The following is a 15999-nucleotide window of genomic DNA, read 5'->3' on the forward strand; positions in this document are numbered from 1 at the left end:
AAGGGAGTAGTCCACTGGATGTAGCGTAATGCGCTTGCCGGAGCCGAACTCCGTTGAGCTAAAGACAATTATCGGACTGGCATCGCCATAGCCGACAAACTCTAACTCGTAGTAGCGGGATGCCTCGCCGGCCGAAAACGTACAGACGGTTTGTGAGGCGAGAGCAGGCTGACCTATGAGAGCCAGCAGAGTTACGGCGGGAGCGAGCCTGCGCATATGGGGCCTAACGCCAGAATTAAGCCGAGCCGCGAAGCGGCTTCGGCTTGAATGAATTGTTAGACCGCAGCTAGTTGCGCCTGGAAGCGGTCCGGATGAAGTCAGCACATTCCTGTTGCCCGCGAAGCTCTGCGAACTCAACGGCATCCACGTTAGCGCCGCTTTCAAGCGTGTAGCGGACGTTTACGTCAATGCCATGATCGACCAGCAGCGCAACGATTGGAAGACAGCTACCGATAATTGCCCCAAACAAAGGGTTTGTATAGGAATGCTGGATATCAACAATGGCCCCTCGATCCAACAGCAGACGGGCGTTATCTAGTCTCCCGTTGCGGCATGCGGCATGGAGCGGCGTATCGCCGTAGTGCTTGCCCCTGGCGTTAGCATCGAAGCCATTGTCTAGCAGCATGTGCACCATATCTGAAGCTGACTCAGCTGCCGCATAGTGAAGCAAAGTGCCGCCTGCAAAGAAGGTTGGCTGGTTGATTAGGTCTGGATTGGACACAATCAAGCTTTCCACTTCTTGAACGCAGTTCGATCCAATCAGGTCGAAGGCATGGGCAAGGATGCTTTTGGGGCCGTGCATTGAGCTATCTCTGCGGTCTAACGCTAGAGCTTGCCGAGCCGCGAAGCGGCTTCGGCATGAGCGAATTGTTATGCGGGACTGGCCGAGATACCGGACGATTTTGTCCGAAGCCGCAACGACCTTGCCCCGCGGTTGGGCAAAACAGTACCACGCTGCAGATCCTGGGCTTTGGCGAGAAATCATGGCGCGAGGTGTGGCCGAAGAGACCGCCAATTGGGACGCCGGAAACATTGGCGCGATGGGCGAAGCGACACGCAAGACGATCGCGGAATAGATCGGGAGCGCTGTCCGGAGCCGACGCTGCACGCTGCTGAGATCCGACCGAAGGAACGGCAGCGAGAGTGTCGAACCCAGTACCGCATAACGCCTGAATTAACCCGAAAACAATCGCGTAGCGATTGGTTTTCGGGTTGAATGAATTGTTAGGCCGCAGCCTAAGACCAGCTCAGAGCGAGGGCAAGTGGCGCGGGACCTTGGCCTTGAGAAGGCGAATGAGGTCAGGGTCCATGAACTCGTACTCGTCTGGAATTTCCAGGCAAATTACCCGCGCCTTGCCAAGGTGTGGCTTGAACTTGGCCGAAAGCTTGGAGCGGTGAGCGCGCTCCATGACAAAGATGATATCTGCCCATTGGACTAGTTCCGGCGTGACCGGATTTTCCGCGTCGTGGTTAAGGCCAGCGGAGGACGTCTCGATGCCGGGCCAGTTGGCAAAGATTTGCTCTGCGGTGGGACTCCGGAGCCGGTTCTGGCTACAGATGAAAAGAACTTTGCGTGCCATGAATGTTATCTGCGGCCTAACGCCTGAATTAAGCCGAGCCGCGAAGCGGCTTCGGCTTGAATGAATTGTTATGCAGCCCGGAGAGCCGGTGAAGCGCTGCCGCTGAAGCNAATTAAGCCGAGCCGCGAAGCGGCTTCGGCTTGAATGAATTGTTAGGACGCAAGGTATCAAATTGCCAGGGCGATCGGGCGCGGGAGCGCACGGACGCCATTGGCCGAAGCCGTCTTTGCGTGCCGGAAACCGACTGAAGCGAGCGCCGGCCGAGAGTGGAGCGAGAAACAGTTTGCAGCACCAGGATGTAGCCGTCAGCCCGTGGCCACGTGCCAATCGTGCGCTATTGCGAGCCAGGGCCGGCACGACTTGAAGCACGACAAGTTGTAGCTGCGAAACCGCAAAAAATCGGTGGGCGAGGAGAGTGGCGTCCGCAAAAAGGCCGCTTGGCAAAGCTGAGGCTTCTAGCGGCCTAACGCCTGAATTAAGCCGAGCCGCGAAGCGGCTTCGGCTTGAATGAATTGTTAGGCCGCGTGCCCAAAGACCCCAAGCCCCAGTGCTGCGACCTNGCCTAACGCCTGAATTAAGCCGAGCCGCGAAGCGGCTTCGGCTTGAATGAATTGTTAGGCCGCGTGCCCAAAGACCCCAAGCCCCAGTGCTGCGACCTGCCTGGAATCAGCATAGCGTCCCTCAGTGCGGGTGTTGAGTGCCTGAGCCTGACCGATGAGGCTACAGAGCCTGGCCCGCGAGGCCGAAAGCATCAGCGATGAGTCCCAGAGCCTCAAGGTGCGAGGCAAAAAGGCGGGACGTTGAGGCGCACGAACTGACGCCTGAGGCAAAAAGAGTCGACGTTGAGGTTGCAGTGCCTCAAGCGTGAGGCTGGAAGGGTCACGGCTGAGGCAAAAAGCGTCGAGGGTTGAAGCTCAGAGCCTCAAGCGTGAGGCTAAAACACTCAACGGCTTTCCCAGCGGCCTAACGCCTAGTGCCTCAAGCGTGAGGCTGGAAGGGTCACGGCTGAGGCAAAAAGCGTCGAGGGTTGAAGCTCAGAGCCTCAAGCGTGAGGCTAAAACACTCAACGGCTTTCCCAGCGGCCTAACGCCTGAATTAAGCCGACCCGCGAAGCGGGTTCGGCTTGAATGAATTGTTAGGCCGCGGCCATGTAACGCCGACGCCCGAGCCAGAAGTACCACAAGGACGAATATACGAGCCAGGCAAGAGCTATTGAAGCTAAGAGAGGCCAAGGATTCTCCGGCGAATCCGATGTGACCGGGGCGCCGGGAGGAAGCAAGCTGGTAAGTGCAAAGGTTGGCCAAGCGAGAATGACGACTGCGGAATGCAGTTGAGCAGCGGCGCAAGCTAGCGCAGCTCCGTAGGTGATCGCGGTTGTAACGAACCCTAGAAGCAAGGCAGAAACAAACGGGCGACGCCGTGGTGGGGTGACCTGTTTTGTACTTTGAGCATCCATGAGCATCATCCGCGGCCTAACGCCTGAATTAAGCCGAGCCGCGAAGCGGCTTCGGCTTGAATGAATTGTTAGGCGCCACCCTAGATACCTAGCAGCTAACCGTCAACGCGTACGAACAGCCAGTAAAAGAGCCAGCGATTCGCGGATGTGGCATCTATGGCGTCTAGGTCAGATGGCATGTCGCTAAGCCTCCGCCCACCCAACCCAATCTCCCGAAATAGCCAGTTATCTAGGTACATTGGAACCTCGCAGTCGCGCGGGACCAGTCCCTTTGCATGGACGGCAACCACAACGGAGCGATAAGTGTTATCTGGAAGGGGCCACTGACCAAGCTCTAGCTTATTGTGGACAGTGGTTTGGGCGGCCCATGTGGCGCGTACGAGTTTCGCAAATTGCGAGTTCTCGTCCTGAGCGATTTGGCGCCGAGTCTCGTCCAACGAGCTTCGGATCCCGCCGCCATTGGATTTCCAGTCGTCCAGTAGGTTTTCCCATGTTCCGACACAGGTTGATTGCTGCGACCAGACGGCTTGCAAGTGTGGTCCGGTGCCTGTCACGGACGCACATCCCGCAACCCACGCGGCTGAAATGAACCAGAAGATCCCACAGATGGCTCGATGCATGACGTGGCGCCTAACGCCTGAATTAAGCCGAGCCGCGAAGCGGCTTCGGCTTGAATGAATTGTTAGGTGCCATCCGGGACAGCGATGACGACCCTAATGTTGTTGGCGGTGGGGCGAGAATAGTTGCCCTAGACATTTCTGTCTCACCGCAGAAGAAGGCCACGGACTCACCTATGGCCTCCTGGCTAAAGCGAAGCATCTTTTGCTCACCCTTGGCTGTGAGGGTGACTAGAATTGCTCGCTGTTCTCCGGGGTAGTTTTCCGGAGCAGCTGTGATCGATGCCACGTGCTCAGGCCCGATGAAGGATCGCTTGGCCGGGTTTCCAGTGACGAACACTTCGTGAATCGAGAAGGGGCATGCAGCAATCAGATCGGCTTGCGCTTTCTGCAGAGCAGGATCGGTGGACTGAGTGCAGCCTACGAGCGCGCCGAGGCAGATTGCTACTGTGAGAAACGACTTGGTCACAAATGGCACCTAACGCCTGAATTAAGCCGAGCCGCGAAGCGGCTTCGGCTTGAATGAATTGTTAGGCCCCGCCCGCGTGAAGCTTGGCGTACAAGGCCTGCCTGTCAGCATCACTTTGAAGTGCATCGAACCGCTCTAGCAAGCCAAACGAATAAAGTCTCTCGTTCATGGTCATGCCGCGAATCACCTCAATTGAGCCTTGCCGGAAAGCTGACCAAAGCGCATAGACCCGGTCATGCTCCTGGTTGGATCCAATCCAGATGTTGCCGATGTAACGCTCCATAGCCATGGCAAGGTCGTCGGCCGTAGCCGAACTGTCTTTCCAGGCAGTGAGCTGATTCGCTACCCCGCGTATCTCAGGGTCGGCGGATATGGCGCGAATTTTCTCTACCAACTCGTCAAGGTTCATTGCGGGGCCTAACGCCTGAATTAAGCCGAGCCGCGAAGCGGCTTCGGCTTGAATGAATTGTTAGACCGCCAAGCCGCAGACAATAACAATAGCGGCCGCTAATGACAGCCCAGCTTGGGCGATGACAATAAGCACCTGGACCTGGGCCACTTTGGTGTACATGCGGCCGGGACCGCCAAAATCACCTGTCTCGGCGTTTGCGAAAGAACGACGAGCAAAGGCACTTAGCGGCCAGAACAGCGCACGCTCTACTTGCGAGAAGAATGCGGGGACATCAAGCTCAACTCCGCTCGCAGCAATCTCTTTCCCTAGAGCTGCGCCCTCTGTCGCTGCCGTTGTTCCCGCAGCTATGAATGCGGCGAGAAGCTTATCTGCAATGGCGAGAAGCGCGGAAGCAAGAAACAGGACTGAGGCACATTTGATGTTTCCGAGCAGGACAAACTTTGAAACAGTGTCTAGGTTGGCTATGAAAAGAGCCAAGGCTGCGGCAAATCCGGCGGCGAGCCAACCCGAGAATGCGTCAAGTGAAGCGCTAACACGGTTAGTGGCGAGGATCAGCATTCGGCTGGCAAGAAAGCTCGCTTGAATCTCAGATGGTTTCATTGCATCCCTCGGTCGCCACTCAGCATGATGGCGGTCTAACGCTTGAGTTAAGCCGAGCCGCGAAGCGGCTTCGGCTTGAACGAATTGTTAGGCGCGACGATGCCCGACCGGGCGAGTGACTGCAACTGCGGGCTTTTGGTGCCAGTGCCAGGAGAATCGGGCGCGGCGCGATTGCCTGCGAGGCCCTCTTTACTGACGCGAGAAACCGCAAGCCGCGTTAGGGCCGCGTTGGGACACGAGGCCAACCCGAGATCATTGGAGACGCGCCATTGGTGTCAAACGGAGCAAGAACACGTGCGAGGGCATTGCTCTTTGACCTAGAGACTTGGCGGCTGGAGCCTAACGCCTGAATTAAGCCGAGCCGCGAAGCGGCTTCGGCTTGAATGAATTGTTAGGCCACCTGCCGAGACAGTTGCAATCCGACGCCTTGACTAGCGGCCTCATCCTTTAGTGATGCAATCAGCGCCTGTGCCGGGCTAGAAACATCGTGCTCGCACGATATCAGGATGCGAACTAACCCTGCACCATACGTGGTGCGAAAAGTCTCACTGGAGATCTCGCCTAGGTAGTTCCTTACCTTTTGCCAGAGGAGCCAGAGGGTTTCCGCGGAATCGTCCAATGGGCCAGAGCAAGAGAGGACGACATCAATTCCGCCATCTTTTCGGACACCCACAACGTCAAAGCGGTCTAGGTTTTCAATCGGCCTGTTGGAGTCGCTCATAGGGGGCCTAACGCCAGAATTAAGCCGAGCCGCGAAGCGGCTTCGGCTTGAATGAATTGTTAGGCCGCAACACTAGTTGCCGCCTTTAAGGACGAACTTGCCGTTCCGCTCTACAACCTGAGGCGCCGTTAGGATGGCTGCGGCGGCGGTTTTTCTCTCTGCCGCCGGGACGCTAGGATCCCTTGCTTTTTCCTGAAGTGCGGCCGTCGCGGTGAAGATTGCAAACGCAGCGTCTCCATCGCCGCTCTTTGCGGCACTGGACCAGGCGGCATACGCTGCGGGGAACTCCCCCGCTTTGAAATGGCCGATGCCCTGTTCTACAGCCGTGCCGGACAGAAGGTCAGTGGCAACGGTTGGGTCGTTGGGATTTGTCTTGATTGAGATGCGTATAAGCGAACGCTTGATGCTCTTGAGATCGCTGGAAACCTCGGCAAGGCGTTCCTCATTTTGCCAGGACGTCTTAACTGCATAGGCCCACCCGGTCAGCAGGCCGCCGCCAATCAGTACTAGAAACCAAACAGCGATGTTCTTGATGGTCTTGTCGGACAGCATCATGACCTCTCCATTGCGGCCTAACGCCTGAGTTAAGCCGAGCCGCGAAGCGGCTTCGGCTTGAATGAATTGTTAGGCCGCGCGCCAGTGAAGTGCATGCGCTAACCCTGGTTACTCTCAAGATAGGCGACTGCTCTCTGGCTCAGCAACGGATGCCGGCCGTCACCCTCAAGGAAGTCAATCATGCGCCCAACTGGCCAAGGTTCTTTGCGGCCATTGAGAAACTCGATGCCGTGCTCGTCGCCGCGGTAGTCATGCCAATAGCAGGCAATGAGACGATCACCCCGGTAGATCCGGTACTTGTACTCGGCAAAAGATTCCCGCTTTGAATCGTCATGCTCGATTCTGTAGCTCACGCACACTCCCTTAGCGGCCTAACGCCTGAATTAAGCCGAGCCGCGAAGCGGCTTCGGCTTGAATGAATTGTTATGCAGCCCGGAGAGCCGGTGAAGCGCTGCCGCTGAAGCGATCTNGCGGCCTAACGCCTGAATTAAGCCGAGCCGCGAAGCGGCTTCGGCTTGAATGAATTGTTATGCAGCCCGGAGAGCCGGTGAAGCGCTGCCGCTGAAGCGATCTTAGCGCGGAAGAATCGGTACACGGGAATCACCCCACGTAAGCCAKGGCAGGGATCGGGCGAGCTCGACCAGCCGAAGGCGAGGCGCCGCAGCCGGAGGACGAAAGGCTATGTGGATGCGGCGGCGCAGCGAGTAGTTGCCGACGTGGGCTTTTGCCGTTTGCGATGCGAACGGGTTTGCGAGAACACAAACCAGCCTGTCCCCACCGCGCATAACGCCTGAATTAAGTCGAGCCGCGAAGCGGCTTCGGCTTGAATGAATTGTTAGCTACCACAGCCAACTACCTCAGGGGCGAAAGCCACAGCGCTGACGGTGTTGCCCGCAGGGTCTTGAAATACCAGAGTCTCCTGCCATGGCGCCTCATGATAGGCGACCACGTTGAGCCCACGCCACTCAATGAACTCTCTGATTTGCAGAGGCCTGCGGACGCTGACGCAGAAGTGCAGATTGCCAATCAAGGCCTTTTCCTCCCAGCTCTTGGCATGAATCAGATGAATTTGAGCGCCACCGTTATCTTTTCTAGCCAAGACTAGGTGACGGTACCCCTCACCACCACCGCCCGTGCCATGGATGTAATCAGATACGCGAGCGAAGGGAAGGACGCTTTCATAGAACTGAGCCATCTGCTCTTGGTCATGGCAGTAAAGCTGCAGGAATAGGCGGCCTTCAGATTGCTCGTGTGCGTTGATCATGTGAGTGCCAGCAGACTTTCCAGTGGTAGCTAACGCCTGAATTAAGCCGAGCCGCGAAGCGGCTTCGGCTTGAATGAATTGTTAGGCCTCATCCGGGGGTAAAGCCAATGAACAACCACCCAATGAAGCCACAAGCGGCGAGCGCGAAGCTAACAGCTCCGGCCGCAAGCCAGTAGAAGCTTAGCGACCCGCGAACAGCGGACCTATAAGCAGTGAGGCAAATGAGACCCAGCACAAGAAGTGGGATGGCGGAGATGGCCAGAAAGAACCATGAATCATCGTCTGGTCGCAGAACCTGGCTGGTTATCGAGAGCGCGCAAAGCAAGAAGAACACAACGGCAAGGCAGCCAAAAAGAATCCTACCAGCCACTAGCAACGTGTCCGATAGCGGCTTGGACTTCTCGTAATGTCTGCTCATGAGGCCTAACGCCTGAATTAAGCCGAGCCGCGAAGCGGCTTCGGCTTGAATGAATTGTTAGGGCTCAACCCGGACGTCAGCAAAGCCGGCGCCCTGCAGCGCTCCAACGACCTTGCCAACTATTGGGTCGGAGGAGGAGCCCTTGTTCTGACCAAGGAGCTTTTGCATAAAGGTGCGATTGCGCTCAAGTAAGACATGCCACTCACCAAAGTTTGGCCTGGCCGGATCTTCATCGGGGGTTGAGGCCACGCTCATGAGGTACGAGTTGCCAGCGTACTCGGCGTGATTGGCCCAGCCGTAATCCTCCATGCAGATTACGTCCGCTTTGACGCCGCCGTCCGACAGCGCTGATACAAGCCAATTTGAAAAGTCCTCGCCGAAGCAACAATCGTTGATGAAATCAGGCCCGACAACCGACAGATTAAAGCGATCAGTCTTGCAGGTGATGTGGACGGTCACGAAGCTCTCCCCATTGAGCCCTAACGCCTGAGTTAAGCCGACCCGCTGCGGGAAGAACCGGTGTGCGAGGCGGCAACAGTTTGCGAGGAGTTCAAGACGAAGCCGCGAAGCGGGTTCNCCTAACGCCTGAGTTAAGCCGACCCGCTGCGGGAAGAACCGGTGTGCGAGGCGGCAACAGTTTGCGAGGAGTTCAAGACGAAGCCGCGAAGCGGGTTCGGCTTGAACGAATTGTTAGGCCGCCACTCTAGCTGAGGAAAACAACGGCCGACAGACCCGCTTTTAGAACCGAAGCCGCGATAACAGGGACGCGCCCGAYGCTGCCGCGTGATRCCCAATGTTGACGACGCAGGCCGCGAGGAACTCAACGCGCGTCGCCGGAAAGCCAAACGAAGGAATCCTGGACGAAGGTCGCAGTGCTGGCACTCGCGGGAAACCACTTTGACGCTTTTGATCTTAGCGGCCTAACGCCTCCGCGATAACAGGGACGCGCCCGACGCTGCCGCGTGATACCCAATGTTGACGACGCAGGCCGCGAGGAACTCAACGCGCGTCGCCGGAAAGCCAAACGAAGGAATCCTGGACGAAGGTCGCAGTGCTGGCACTCGCGGGAAACCACTTTGACGCTTTTGATCTTAGCGGCCTAACGCCGGAATTAAGCCGAGTTGCGAAGCAACTTCGGCTTGAATGACTTGTTATGCGGGACCGGCCGTGACAGCAGGTTGCCAAACCTGATGCCGAAGCGACCGCGAACCGCCCGATTGCCAAACACTATCACTTGTCCCAGTGGCTTTTGGCGAGAAGCCTTGGTGCGTGGTGTAACCGAAGCCGCCGCAAGCCAGAGCACCTGGAGCCCAACGTCGAGGGCGAAGTGGTGGACTGTCCGATCGAAAAAACAATCGGGAGCGCTGTCCGGAGCCGATGCTGCACGCTGCCGCGGAGCGGCCGAAGGAACACGCCGCGAAGATGCTCAACCCGGTGCCGCATAACGCCTGAATTAAGCCGAGCCGCGAAGCGGCTTCGGCTTGAATGAATTGTTAGGTGCCGCGTCAGTGAACTGCAAGATCAAGGAGCTCGATCTTGAGAGTTGCCTGATTGACAAGCACCCAGTCTTTGGAGCGCTCAAGGAGGTCAAATGCCTCCGAAGATGAATCTGGGTGAATCAAAACCTTGATGGTGGTGTTGCCAGGATTTGGGGCGCCAGCCTCCTGTTGAAACTCCGGCGATTGAATGTGACCCAAGTAGCCTTGGATCTTGTCTAGCAACCGTGTCAGAGAACGCTCATCTGCAGCCAGCGGGGAGGCGATGACAATGGTGAGGTCTGCGCCGCCACTCTTAAGAATTGCCGCCACATCCAGAACCGCGAGGGACGGAATTGGGTGATCCGGATCATCGTCCGGATGCTTTGGAACGTCATGCTTGATGATGGGCGCGGACATTCGGTAAGGCACCTAACGCCTGAATTAAGCCGAGCCGCGAAGCGGCTTCGGCTTGAATGAATTGTTAGGCTGCGCGCCGAGAAGCAAAACGCACAGCCATGGATACAAGGCCAACTGCAGCCTCAAATGCAAAATACGCGGCACCGAGCATGGCCAGCAAAATCCAGCCGTGCGCGATGCTTGGGCCGCAATACTCACCTATAAGGCAGTGGAATACGCGAAATACGATCTTTGCCTCAAAGACAAGCGTCAGACCCACTAGAACGCCGATGAGCAAAGAAAGTGCCCATGAGCGGTGGCCGAGGAAGCGGCGCAGAAGCATCCAGGAGCGAAGAGGGATTAGCGAAATGGCTGCCAGCCCCACAAAGCCAAAAGCGTAAACCATCAAAAAGAACGAATCTTGCATAGCAGCCTAACGCCAGAATTAAGCCGAGCCGCGAAGCGGCTTCGGCTTGAATGAATTGTTAGGCCGCAGGCTGCTCAGCCCGTAATCCATTGCCACGGCTGTGAAGCACGTGATCAGTAGAGCGCTGAACTCCCAACCACCTTCGCCGGGGCCAAGGATAAAAAAGCCGAGCTGCCAGTGTATGAGCGCAATGCCGGTGGCAAAGATGATCACCATAACGGCGCACATGATGCGGACGAACAGGCCGAGTGCGATGAGCAAAACGCCGCCAGTCTCGGCCAAGTTGATGAGGTGCGCCAGCACCAACGGTATCGGAAACCCGAAGTGCTGCAATGCGTCGGCGAGCCCAGGGAGTTCGCCGTACAGATAGCGATGGATTCCGTGGGTGAACATGATTGCGCAAACGACGAGTTTTACGACGTCAATGGGAACGTGGCCGCGACGGACTAGCTGGACTTTTGGCATCACAGTTTCCCCTTATCTCTCACTGCGGCCTAACGCCTGAATTAAGCCGAGCCGCGAAGCGGCTTCGGCTTGAATGAATTGTTAGGCCACTCTAGCGGAACCTGGACTTGAGGAGCAAAGAACCGGCCGCCCACGCTAAGAGCGGCAATGCCAGCGACACTGGCACGACCCAAAAGCGATTGGCTGCGTAGGGAACTTGAGCAGTTGCAAGCAAGTCAACGGCCATGACACCGAAGAAGCAGGCGGACAGGCCCAGCTTTTGACGCCAAGTTGGCCATCGATGAAGGAAAGACAGGAATGCCAAACTGAGCAGCGTCCAGCCGGCCGGAATCAAAAGGACCGTCATGTCGCCACTGGCAAGGGCTGGCTCAACGTGAAGCGCAAGAACGACGCCGCTTATGAGAACTTTCAAGTTGCGGGACATATGGCGAGTGGCCTAACGCCTGAATTAAGCCGAGCCGCGAAGCGGCTTCGGCTTGAATGAATTGTTAGGGCTCACAGCCACGGATGCCCACGAGGTACAGGCCGAACTCCGAGAAGACTGCGTACCGGAGCAGAAAGCCAAGTAAAACAAGGACTCCGAGTGAGATCGCAAAGGCTGAAATGGCCTGGATAGTGGCACGCCAGCCGGTTTGAACTTGGCGCGTGAAGAGTACAGATGTGCCGGGGGGAGGGTATTGGCCGGAGCGCAAAATGCGTATGCCATTCCGGTACGGACCAAAAGCGAGGGCCAACAACAGAAGGCTTGCCGTCAGCACGTTCGCGCGAATGCCAGGAAGCGTATCGCAACCACACAACGGCGCCACAAATGCGCGGTACGCGTGAGCCCAGGCCACGATCAGACCGACACACAGAAGCGGTACCGCAAGCTTTAGGAGCGCGATTGCTCGATCCGTTTTGGTTGGGATGATGAACGAACCTTCCATGTGAGCCCTAACGCCTGAATTAAGCCGAGCCGCGAAGCGGCTTCGGCTTGAATGAATTGTTAGGTGCCACTCGGTGTGTGCAAGACCACCATGAAATGGTTGCCGAACGGCTCCAGAACTGTGGATCGAGACACTTCTGTGTCTCCGCAAAACGCAGAGAGCTCTCGACCAGTGTCATCTTGGGTGTAACTAAGCATTCGCTTTTCCCCCTGGGGCGTGAGGGTAACTAGTACAGACGGGGAATCTTCAGCCGGGAGCTTCGGGGCAAGGTCTAGCCGGACCACATGCTCTGGCCGGATAAACGGCCTACTAGATACTTTTCCGCTATCGGAGACCTCACGGAAAGACATGGAGCACTCCGATACAAGAAGTTGCACGGACTCTGGCCAATCCTCCTGATCGCTGCAGCCGGCTAAGAGGAACATGGCAAGGGAGATCGTCATACGAGATGAAGGTTTCATGGCACCTAACGCCTGAATTAAGCCGAGCCGCGAAGCGGCTTCGGCTTGAATGAATTGTTAGCCCTCTGACCTGGTAGGCAGCGCTAGAGGAACACTAAATTTGACGTGACTGATTGAGGAGTTCTCGGCGCTGGATTGGCCAGACGTTCCCAGACTAACGGCTCCAGCAAAGACGCCAATACCGCCTTTGGTGCCGGAACCTTCTTTGACGGTCAGAGCAACATCAAAACTCACGACTTGCGCCGTGTTGCCTCCGGCGCTCGCGATGAAGCCGTGCGCGGAATTTATTGACGGTCCGCCGGTAAGCCGAGGATTGACCTCAGCTCCTTCTTGAAGCGCGAGCTCTTGGGCTGCTTTCACACCCTGAACAATCTGAGCGAGAGTTTCAGTAATGAAATCTTGCAGATTCATCGCAACTCCATAAGAGGGCTAACGCTTAGTAGACCCCAAAAGCGGGGATACGGACGGGATATTCATGCGCCGCAAACTCCGGTGTCAAGGAAAGTTCCTACCCACAATCAATCACTTATCCGATGGATGTGCTCAGGAGCACGGCGCAGAGTGCCCGTGCATATCTGACAGGATGGGGACATATGTTTTATTCGGCCAGATCCGCGGTAATGCGCGTCGGGTTGCAGATACGGGAGCCGTCGGGCACTAATCGAGAGCAGGGCAGGCCGGAAGGCCTGCGTTTGTTCGAGGAAGTCCGTCGGGTGCTTCGATTGAAGCATTACAGCATGCGCACCGAGGTCGTATACCTGGGATGGATTCGCCGCTTCATCATCGCCAACGAGCGACGGCATCCGCGGCTCATGGGGGTGGCGGAGGTGGAGCGCTTCCTGTCGTCGCTGGCGGTGGCTGGCCAGGTCGCGGCGAGTACGCAGAACCAGGCGCTCTCCGCACTGCTCTTTCTTTACAAGGAAGTGCTGGGGATTGAATTGCCCTGGATGGAAGACGTGACGCGTGCGAAGCGGCCGCGGCGCTTGCCGACGGTGCTGTCGCGGGGCGAGGTGCAGGATCTGCTGGCGCATCTGGATGGTCGTCCCTGGCTGCTGTGCAGCCTTTTGTATGGCACGGGACTGAGGTTGATGGAATGCCTGCGCTTGCGCGTGAAGGACACGGACTTCTCGCGTAACGAGATCACGGTGCGGGATGGCAAGGGCGGCAAGGATCGGCGCACGGTGCTGCCGAAATCATTGGTCGAGCCGCTGCAGCGGGAAGTGGAGCGGGCGCGGGCGTTGCATGTGACGGATCTGCAGGTCGGCTTCGGTGCGGTGCATCTGCCGCATGCACTGGCAAGAAAATATCCGAATGCGGAACGCGACTTCGGCTGGCAGTACGTGTTTCCGTCGTCGCGACGTTCCATCGATCCGCGGGACGGGGCAGAGCGTCGCCATCACTTCGATGATGGCGCCTTGTCGCGCGCATTGAAGTCGGCGTGCAAGCGCGCCGGCATCGTGAAGCCGGTGTCCGCGCATACGCTGCGTCATTCCTTCGCGACGCACATGATCGAGGCGGGGTACGACATCCGGACGGTGCAGGAACTGCTGGGTCACAAGGACGTCGCGACGACGCAGATCTACACGCATGTACTCAACCGGGGCGCTGGCGGCGTGGTCAGTCCGCTGGATCGTTGAGCGAAAGCAGAAGAGCCGGCGGCGAGCCGGCTCTTCGAGGAAGGAATGGCCACCACGTCCGGTGGCCCTCATGGTCGCAAGGCTCAGCCCTTCTTCGCCGCAATCCACCGGTCGATCTTGCCTTCCAGCACCGACAGCGGCACCGCACCGTCCTTCAGCACTTCCGCATGGAATTCGCGCACGTCGAACTTGTCGCCGAGCGCCTTCTGCGCGCGATCGCGCAGTTCCTGGATCTTCAGTTCGCCGATCTTGTACGCCAGCGCCTGGCCGGGGATGGCCATGTAGCGCTCGGCCTCGGCGGTCGACTGGGTTTCGGATTCGGCCGAGTTGTCGAGCATGTACTTGATCACCTGCTCGCGCGACCAGCCCTTGCTGTGCAAGCCGGTGTCGACGACGAGGCGGATCGCCCGCCACAGTTCGTTCTGCAGGTAGCCGAAGTAGCTGTACGGATCGGTGTAGACACCCAGATCCTTGCCGAGCGATTCCGCGTACAGGCCCCAGCCTTCCGCGAAGGCCGTTTCGCCGCCGAAACGACGGAAGGCGGGGAGGTTGGTGAGTTCCTGTTGCAGTGCGATCTGGAAGTGATGGCCGGGGATGGCTTCATGCAGGTAGAGGTCCTCGGCGTCCCACGTCTTGCGAGTCGGCAGGTCGTAGGTGTTGACGTAGAAGATGCCGGGACGCGAACCGTCTTCGCTGGGCGGGTAGTATTGCCCACCGGCCATGGACTGCGCGCGGAAAGCCTCGACCGGACGGATCTCGAACGGCGACTTCGGAATAAGCGAGAACTGCTCGGGAATCTTCTGGTTGATCTTCGCCTCGAGCGAACGGTAGTACTTCAGCAGGTCTTCCTCGCTCTTGAAGCTGAAGCGCTTGTCGGTCTGCATGAACTTGAAGAAGTCCTGCAGCGATCCCTTGAAGCCGACTTCCTGCATGACCTTGCCGATTTCGCCATGGATACGCGCGACTTCGTTCAGGCCGATCTGGTGGATTTCCTCCGGCGACTTGTCGGTCGTGGTGGAATTGCGCGCGTTGAAGGCGTACCACGCCTTGCCGTTGGGCAATGCGTCCATGCCTGGAGTCGAGCGCGTCTTCGCCATGTATTCGTCGGCGATGAAGCCGCGCATCTTGCGGAAAGCCGGCATGAGCTGCTGGCCGATCATGTCGCGGTAAGCCGCGGTCAGCCGCTCCTTGTCCTCCGCGGAGAAATCCTTCGGCATGTTGGTGATGGGACCCCAGAACAGCGTGTCCTCGGGCTTGTCCTTGATGAGCGCGTCGAACTGCGGCAGCACTTTCACCATCAGCGCCTTGGGCTGGACGACGCCCGTCTTCATGCCTTCGCGCATGTTCGCGACAGCGGTGTCGAAGATGCCCGGGATCCGCGCGCCGCGGGCCAGCCAGTTGTCGTAGTCCTTCACCGTCTTGAACGGTTGCGCACTGGTGCCGGAACCCAGCTGTGCGATGAAGCCGGCGATGTTGTTGAACTGGTCCATCGGCAGCATCCAGCCGGGGAACTGCTCGGACTCCAACGCCTGTTCGGCGTTACGGACGAATATTTCGTAGCTGATCAGCGCCTGGCCATCGAGTCCTTCGGGACCGATGTCCTTCACGGTCTTGAGCCAGCGCGTATTGAAGTCGTGCGTCTGCTGGCGGTATTGCGCCGAGAGGAAATCGGGCAGCTGGTCGTTGTAGCGCGGGTCGCCCTGGAACGTGGCCTGGATCGGGTTGAGCTTGAGGGTTTCTTCCCAGTACTGAGCGTAGAGCTTCTCGAGCTGGGCGGCCTTGTTCTGCGTTGCGGGCTGCGAAGCCGGCGTGGTGGCGGTATCGCCAGCGGGTGCGCCGGTGCAGCCTGCCAGCGCGGTGAGGAGGGCGACGGATAACACGAGCGGACGCAGGGTCATGACGGGTCCTATCACTGACAGAGGGGAACCGAAGCATACCCACACGCGCTCGGTTGGCGCTGGCCAAAAGTCATGGGGCGCCACGACAACACACGCTTGCCACACAGCCGAACGCGCCGCCGCGCGCGAGGACAGTGGGCTTCAGGCTTTTGCGTGCGGGGAATTGGCCGCCGCGCGCGAGGGCAGTGGGCTTCAGACTTTTGCGTGCCGGGAATTGCC

At 58.1% G+C, this 15999-nt stretch carries 16 protein-coding genes; 1 reads left to right on the forward strand and 15 read right to left on the reverse strand.

Translation table 11 applies throughout. The features are described 5' to 3' along the window. Positions 1 to 286: 286 nt before the first annotated feature. The 14 genes from ASD14_RS15660 to ASD14_RS15955 form a co-directional block, all read right to left on the reverse strand. The gene (locus tag ASD14_RS15660) at positions 287 to 802 is read right to left on the reverse strand and encodes an ankyrin repeat domain-containing protein (protein WP_162247672.1); all 516 of its coding nucleotides are present in this window, start codon (positions 800 to 802) and stop codon (positions 287 to 289) included. 445 nt (positions 803 to 1247) lie between these two features. Continuing rightward, positions 1248 to 1580 carry a low molecular weight protein tyrosine phosphatase family protein gene (locus tag ASD14_RS04505; protein WP_056129662.1) on the reverse strand — a complete coding sequence of 111 codons (333 nt, stop codon included), beginning with the start codon at positions 1578 to 1580 and terminating at the stop codon, positions 1248 to 1250. 2098 nt (positions 1581 to 3678) lie between these two features. Further along, a complete protein-coding gene (locus ASD14_RS15950; protein ID WP_157475081.1) occupies positions 3679 to 4122 on the reverse strand; it encodes a hypothetical protein in 444 nt (147 codons plus the stop codon). Between the two features lie 61 nt (positions 4123 to 4183). Continuing rightward, positions 4184 to 4531, reverse strand: coding sequence for a hypothetical protein (locus ASD14_RS04515; protein ID WP_056129665.1), 348 nt, complete (start codon positions 4529 to 4531; stop codon positions 4184 to 4186). 60 nt (positions 4532 to 4591) lie between these two features. Further along, a complete protein-coding gene (locus ASD14_RS04520) occupies positions 4592 to 5134 on the reverse strand; it encodes a hypothetical protein (RefSeq protein ID WP_157475083.1) in 543 nt (180 codons plus the stop codon). Positions 5135 to 5927: 793 nt separating this feature from the next. Further along, positions 5928 to 6410 (reverse strand): hypothetical protein, encoded by a 483-nt coding sequence (locus tag ASD14_RS04530; protein WP_056129671.1) that lies wholly within the window; start codon positions 6408 to 6410, stop codon positions 5928 to 5930. A gap of 98 nt (positions 6411 to 6508) precedes the next feature. Beyond that, positions 6509 to 6763: a hypothetical protein gene (locus tag ASD14_RS04535; protein WP_056129672.1), complete on the reverse strand. Its 255-nt coding sequence runs from the start codon at positions 6761 to 6763 to the stop codon at positions 6509 to 6511. A 482-nt stretch (positions 6764 to 7245) separates the two neighbouring features. Continuing rightward, on the reverse strand, positions 7246 to 7674 hold the full coding sequence (locus ASD14_RS04540; protein ID WP_056129680.1) for a VOC family protein: 429 nt from the start codon (positions 7672 to 7674) through the stop codon (positions 7246 to 7248). Positions 7675 to 8149: 475 nt separating this feature from the next. Then, positions 8150 to 8668, reverse strand: a 519-nt coding sequence (locus tag ASD14_RS04550; protein WP_235565310.1) for a hypothetical protein, incomplete at its 5' end; no start/stop codon positions are given. A gap of 929 nt (positions 8669 to 9597) precedes the next feature. After that, complete coding sequence (locus tag ASD14_RS04555; protein ID WP_056129692.1) at positions 9598 to 9987, reverse strand: hypothetical protein; 390 nt, start codon at positions 9985 to 9987, stop codon at positions 9598 to 9600. Between the two features lie 64 nt (positions 9988 to 10051). Then, positions 10052 to 10393 carry a hypothetical protein gene (locus tag ASD14_RS04560; RefSeq protein ID WP_056129695.1) on the reverse strand — a complete coding sequence of 114 codons (342 nt, stop codon included), beginning with the start codon at positions 10391 to 10393 and terminating at the stop codon, positions 10052 to 10054. Between the two features lie 18 nt (positions 10394 to 10411). Further along, entirely contained in the window at positions 10412 to 10858 is a 447-nt protein-coding gene (locus ASD14_RS04565) for a DoxX family protein (protein ID WP_157475085.1), read from the reverse strand. Positions 10859 to 10949: 91 nt separating this feature from the next. Continuing rightward, on the reverse strand, positions 10950 to 11282 hold the full coding sequence (locus ASD14_RS04570; protein ID WP_056129702.1) for a hypothetical protein: 333 nt from the start codon (positions 11280 to 11282) through the stop codon (positions 10950 to 10952). A 1020-nt stretch (positions 11283 to 12302) separates the two neighbouring features. Then, positions 12303 to 12656: a hypothetical protein gene (locus ASD14_RS15955; RefSeq protein ID WP_157475087.1), complete on the reverse strand. Its 354-nt coding sequence runs from the start codon at positions 12654 to 12656 to the stop codon at positions 12303 to 12305. A gap of 281 nt (positions 12657 to 12937) precedes the next feature. On the opposite strand from ASD14_RS15955, the gene ASD14_RS04580 reads away from it, so the two are divergent. Continuing rightward, entirely contained in the window at positions 12938 to 13882 is a 945-nt protein-coding gene (locus tag ASD14_RS04580) for an integron integrase (protein ID WP_056129708.1), read from the forward strand. Positions 13883 to 13965: 83 nt separating this feature from the next. On the opposite strand, the gene ASD14_RS04585 is transcribed toward ASD14_RS04580, so the two are convergent. Continuing rightward, complete coding sequence (locus ASD14_RS04585; protein WP_056129711.1) at positions 13966 to 15780, reverse strand: DUF885 family protein; 1815 nt, start codon at positions 15778 to 15780, stop codon at positions 13966 to 13968. Positions 15781 to 15999 lie beyond the last annotated feature (219 nt).

It is taken from the genome of Lysobacter sp. Root494 (assembly GCF_001427225.1).
Lineage (GTDB): Bacteria > Pseudomonadota > Gammaproteobacteria > Xanthomonadales > Xanthomonadaceae > Agrilutibacter.